The sequence below is a fragment of the Paracoccus lutimaris genome, assembly GCF_003337565.1.
GTDB lineage: Bacteria > Pseudomonadota > Alphaproteobacteria > Rhodobacterales > Rhodobacteraceae > Paracoccus > Paracoccus lutimaris.
Window position 1 is genome coordinate 1 of record NZ_QPJL01000084.1, and the last position, 1,462, is coordinate 1,462.

Sequence of the window (1,462 nt, forward strand, 5' to 3'; positions counted from 1 at the left end):
TTGATCGATCCGGCCGTGCTGCGCCCGGGCCGCTTCGACCTGCGTCTGGCCGTGCCGCTGCCCGATGCCGCAGCGCTGGCGGGCGTGCTGCGCCGACATCTGACCCTGCCGGAGCCCGAGATCCGCGCGCTGGCGCAACAGGCCGTCGGGCACAGCATGGCCGATTTGGACGCAACGCTGCGCGACTTGCGCGGTCAAGCCCGCCGGGCCGGACGTCGGGTGACGGCAGAGGATCTGCACGCGGCCTTTGGCGCCGATGATGACCCCATGATGACGCGACGCATCGCCATCCACGAATGCGGCCACGCGCTGGTGACGGCGGCGCTCGGCCATGGCCAGATCCAGCACATCGCGCTGGACCGCGCTGCCGGCCAGACCCGCATCCGCCGCGCCCCGCGCGCCGGCCTGATTGCCGATCACAGCGATCTGCTGGCCGAACTGATGGCTGGCCGCGCCGCCGAACGGCTGATCTTCGGCACGGTCAGCTCGGGCGCCGGCGGCCCCGACGACTCCGATCTGGCGCTCGCGACCCGTGTCGCACTCGCCATCGAGACCCGCTTCGGCCTCGGTGCCGAGGGTCCGCTCTGGCTCGGCGAGACAGCAGACTGGCTGCATGATCCCGAGACCCGCGCCCGCCTGCGTGCCCGGATCGAAGCCGCCGAGGCTCAGGCCATGCAGATCCTCACCCCGCATCATGCCCTGCTCGAGGACATGGCCAAAACCCTCGCCGCCCGCCGCGAACTCTCCGGCCAGGAGGCGGCAAAATGGCTCGAGCAGGTCAGGACGAGCGACGCCGTGGCCGCAGCACCCGAACCCGAAAGCGCGCCATCATCGCCCGACGCCTCTCAGCCTCCGGCCTGCCGAACACTCTGAGGAACGCCGAACCCGACAACCAGAACGGACAGATCAAAGCACCACAGCACTTCTTCTCTTCCACATCATCCAAAAACCGCGAGGTGCCCCATGCCCAAACCTCTGTCCCAAACCCCGCGCGGCATGTTCATCATCGCCCTTGCCGACTGGCAGCGCGCATGGACCGATCACGACCGCCGCGCCGCCAGCGCCGGGTTCGCCACCGCAACCGGCCAAGCCCACCTCGCCGCTATGAGCGACCTCTCGACAAGCATCACAGCCATCGAGGGCAGGATCGCCCAAACCCCGGCAAACAACCTCGCAGAACTCCACATCAAGATCACCATTCTTTCCCTCGACGGTCTGATCAGGCCCGAGTTCCAGAGCAGTATCCTAGAGGATGCCATGCGGATGGTCGCGGAAGCGGAGGCAGAAGCGTGAGGTCGATCACAATTCCGGCCGTTTCAACCCCTTCCAGCCGACACGCGCCAGCGTCAGGGGAAGATACGGCACAGCTCCCGGATCGTCCCGGCAATCGACGCCAGCTCCGGCATCAGAGGTTGTTCCAGCACGGCGGCGGTCGGCATGGTGTCATCCGCCAGCAGATGCT

Annotated in this window: 2 protein-coding genes; both read left to right on the plus strand. The window is 67.8% G+C overall.

Features of this window, described 5'->3' with window-relative positions:
• On the plus strand, positions 1-873 hold an 873-nt coding region (locus DFP89_RS20010; RefSeq protein WP_484216267.1), incomplete at its 5' end, for an ATP-dependent metallopeptidase FtsH/Yme1/Tma family protein.
• Between the two features lie 90 nt (positions 874-963).
• Positions 964-1,293, plus strand: a complete 330-nt coding sequence (locus DFP89_RS20015) for a hypothetical protein (RefSeq protein WP_147273381.1) — start codon at positions 964-966, stop codon at positions 1,291-1,293.
• Positions 1,294-1,462: the final 169 nt, after the last annotated feature.